The following is a 3,444-nucleotide window of genomic DNA, read 5'->3' on the forward strand; positions in this document are numbered from 1 at the left end:
GATGCTGCTTCTGGTCCTCGCCCACCGGCACATGGGTGGCGCGGTAGAGCAGGATGTCGGCAGCCATCAGCGAGGGATAGGCAAGCAGGCCCAGCGAGGCATTTTCGCGGTCCTTGCCAGCCTTGTCCTTGAATTGCGTCATCTTGTTCATCCAGCCGATGCGCGCGACGCAGTTGAATATCCAGGCGAGCTCGGCGTGCTGCATCACCCGCGACTGGTTGAAGACGATGTGCTTCTTCGGGTCGATGCCGGAGGCGAGGAACGCGGCGGTGATCGAACGTGTCTGGTCGGCAAGGTCGTCATGGACCAGCTGCGCGGTCAGCGAATGCAGATCGACGACGCAGTAGATGCAATCGGACGTGTCCTGCAGGGCGACGAATTTCTTGATGGCGCCGAGATAGTTGCCGAGATGCAGATTGCCGGTCGGCTGGACGCCTGAAAAAACCCGTTCCACGAAGGCCATGGTCGCTGTTCCAAATTTATCGATTGGTGCGTCGTTTGGCATGGAGTGCCTTACTCGCGCAAGTCGTGCGATGGCGGCCTGCGAACCGCTCGGACGCTGGCGCGCCAGCCGGTGACGCCGAGCGCGGACAGCAGCCCGCCATAGAGCGCGATCCCGCCCGCAATCAGGCAGAACAGCACGGCAGCCCGGCCTAGCCCGGCGTGGGATCCGGCAAAGCTCGCCGTTCCGGTTGCTGCAGCCCACAACGCGCCACCCATCGCGATCGCCGCCAGCACGATGCGCGGCAGGCGGCGGCGGGTCGCCGGCTCGACCGCAAAGCCGAAGCTTAACGCGCCGCGTCGGAACAATGCGAGTGCCTGGGCCCAGGCGCCGAGCGCCAGGCCGATGGCGATCCCGCTGCTGCCGATGACATGGCCGAGCGCCAGCGCTGACACGATGGCGACCGCGAAGCCAATCAGGGTCGCATTCATTGGCGTGCGGGTATCTTCACGGGCAAAGAAGGCGGGCGACAGCGCCTTCACCAGCACTTGCGCCGGCAGCGCCGTCGCCAGCCATGCCAGGATGCGCGCGGTCGCCGCGGTGTCGGTCGCGCTGAATGCGCCGTGCTCGAACAGCAGCCGCACGATCGGCTCGCTCAGCGCGATCAGGCCGAGCATCGCCGGCAGCGCGAGAGCGGCAGCAAGCTCGAGCCCGCGCGACTGCGCATGCGCCAGCATCGCCTTGTCGCCGGCCTGCAGCGCGCGTGTCAGTTCGGGGACCAGCACCGTGCCCATCGCCATGCCGACGATGCCGAGCGGCAGCTCGATCAGGCGGTTGGCGAAATAGAGCCACGACACCGCTGAAGGCTCGCGTGACGCGATGATGGCGCCGCCCACGGCAAGCAGTTGCGGCGCGGCGCTCGCCACCATGCCGGGGAATGCCTTGCCGAGGAAGCCGCGCATGTCAGGCGCGATGGAGATGCGCAGCGGCGCGGCGACGGCACTTTGCCGCCCGCGCGCGATCAGGATCGACAATTGCAGCAGGCCGGCGATGCCGATGGTGGCCGCCAGTGCCGTCGCTGCCTGTGCGGCCTCGCCGTGGCTCGCGAGCAGCACGATGGTCACAGTGATCAGCGCGCCGTTGAACAACAGCGGCGAGAAGGCTGTCAGCGCGAAGCGGCCTTGCGCGCTGGCGAGCGCAAGCAGCACCGTCGAGGGGCCGGCGAAGGCGAGATAGGGCAGCATCAGCCGCGCATCGTCGGCCGCGAGCTGCAACGTTTCGCTGAAAGCAAAGCCCGGAGCCAGCACGGTCATGACCAGCGGCATCGCGAAAGCGAGCAGGATTGTGGCGACGATGAGGCCGGCGCTCACCGTACCCAACACGCGCCCGGCAAACGCGGCTGCGGCAGCCGCGCCGTCGTGTCGCTGCAATCGCAGCCATGCCGGCACCAGCGAGGCGTTCAGCGCGCCCTCCGTCAGCAGGCGGCGGATCACGTTGACGAGCTGGAATGCGGCCAGAAATGCGTCGGCAATGGGGCCTGTACCGAGCAGCGCTGCGATCAGGGAATCGCGAACGAAGCCCAGCAGCCGCGAGGCCAGTGTCCCTGAAAGCACTGTCATAAAAGACCGGATCATCGCCCCCTTCTATAGCAGCGCCGCCTGTGATAGGCCGCAGCCTTTCGCAATCGCCGTAAACGAGGCCGGTGGATGACTGACGCTAAATTCGACGTGCTCGCGATCGGCAATGCCATTTTCGACGTGCTGGTGCAGACCGACGACGGTTTCCTGGCGCGGCACGAGATGCCCAAGGGCAGCATGTCGCTGATCGACGAGGCGCGGGCCACGGCGATCTACCGCGACATGGGACCGGCCACCGAGATGTCGGGCGGGTCGGCGGCCAACACCATTGTCGGCCTCGCCAGTTTTGGCGCGCGCACCGCCTATGTCGGCAAGATCAAGGACGACCAGATCGGCAAGATGTATGCCCACGACATCCGCGCCGCCGGGGTTGCCTTCGACACCGTGCCTGCGACCGCCGGTCCGGCGACCGGCTGCTGCTATGTGCTGGTGACGCCGGACGGCGAGCGCACCATGAACACCTATCTCGGCGCGGCGCAGAATTTGTCGCCCGCCGATATCGATCCCGCAGCGATCGCGGCCAGCCGGTTCGTCTATCTCGAAGGCTATCTCTGGGATCCGAAGGACGCCAAGGATGCCTTCGTCAAGGCGGCGGCGATCGCCCATGAGGCGGAGCGCGAGGTGGCGCTGACCTTGTCGGATGCGTTCTGCGTTGGCCGCTATCGCGACGAGTTTCTCGAGCTGATGCGCGGCGGCACCGTCGACGTCGTGTTCGCCAACGAGGCCGAGCTCAGTTCGCTCTATCAGACCTCCGACTTCGACGGCGCCTTGAAGCAGCTGCGCGAGGATGCCACGCTCGGCATCGTCACCCGCAGCGAAAAGGGCTGCGTCGTCGTGTCGAACGACGGCGTCGTCTCGGTGCCGGCGTTCCCGATTTCGAAGCTGGTCGACACCACGGGCGCTGGCGACCTGTTCGCCGCCGGCTTCCTGTTCGGTCTGGTGCGCCAAGCCGGCTATGAGGCGGCTGGCAAGCTCGGTGCCCTCGCCGCCGCCGAAGTGATCCAGCACATCGGCGCCAGGCCGCAGGTGTCGCTGAAGCAGCTCGCCGAAAAGAACGGCTTGCCGGTGTAGTTGGCCTACGAAGCGTGATTGCGAACCGGATTTTCTGATCGATCCCGCTGCTATTTTGATCCAACCGCAGCGGCGGTGCACCCTCTCCCCCTGCGGGAGAGGGTGGCGAAATCGATCAAAGTGAGATTGAGCCGGGTGAGGGGTCTCTCTCCGCATAGACAGACCTTCAGTCGACCTGAGATATCGCCGCACCGATGCTTCACCATCTTCCCTTGCGGAGTAGGGTCTGCATCCGCGGAGACAGACCCCTCACCCGTCTCGCCGCCGCATCCGCGCCGGCGATCCACCCTCTCC

At 66.2% G+C, this 3,444-nt stretch carries 3 protein-coding genes; 1 reads left to right on the top strand and 2 read right to left on the bottom strand.

The features are described from left to right. Together trpS and murJ are read right to left on the bottom strand one after the other, a co-directional pair. Positions 1-463: tryptophan--tRNA ligase (gene trpS, locus WA702_RS03000; protein ID WP_425109039.1), on the bottom strand; the 463-nt coding region annotated here is incomplete at its 3' end. Positions 464-513: 50 nt separating this feature from the next. Beyond that, positions 514-2,076 carry a murein biosynthesis integral membrane protein MurJ gene (gene murJ / locus WA702_RS03005; RefSeq protein ID WP_425109040.1) on the bottom strand — a complete coding sequence of 521 codons (1,563 nt, stop codon included), beginning with the start codon at positions 2,074-2,076 and terminating at the stop codon, positions 514-516. 72 nt (positions 2,077-2,148) lie between these two features. Between murJ and WA702_RS03010 the strand changes: the two genes are divergently transcribed. Further along, the gene (locus tag WA702_RS03010; protein ID WP_425109041.1) at positions 2,149-3,150 is read left to right on the top strand and encodes an adenosine kinase; all 1,002 of its coding nucleotides are present in this window, start codon (positions 2,149-2,151) and stop codon (positions 3,148-3,150) included. Positions 3,151-3,444: the final 294 nt, after the last annotated feature.

The sequence above is a fragment of the Bradyrhizobium sp. genome, assembly GCF_049798375.1.
GTDB lineage: Bacteria > Pseudomonadota > Alphaproteobacteria > Rhizobiales > Xanthobacteraceae > Bradyrhizobium.

Excerpts from the sequence above, each read along its gene's own strand:
- murJ (WP_425109040.1), bottom strand. The coding sequence starts at position 2,076 with ATGATCCGGTCTTTTATGACAGTGCTTTCAGGGACACTGGCCTCGCGG.
- WA702_RS03010 (WP_425109041.1), top strand. The coding sequence starts at position 2,149 with ATGACTGACGCTAAATTCGACGTGCTCGCGATCGGCAATGCCATTTTC.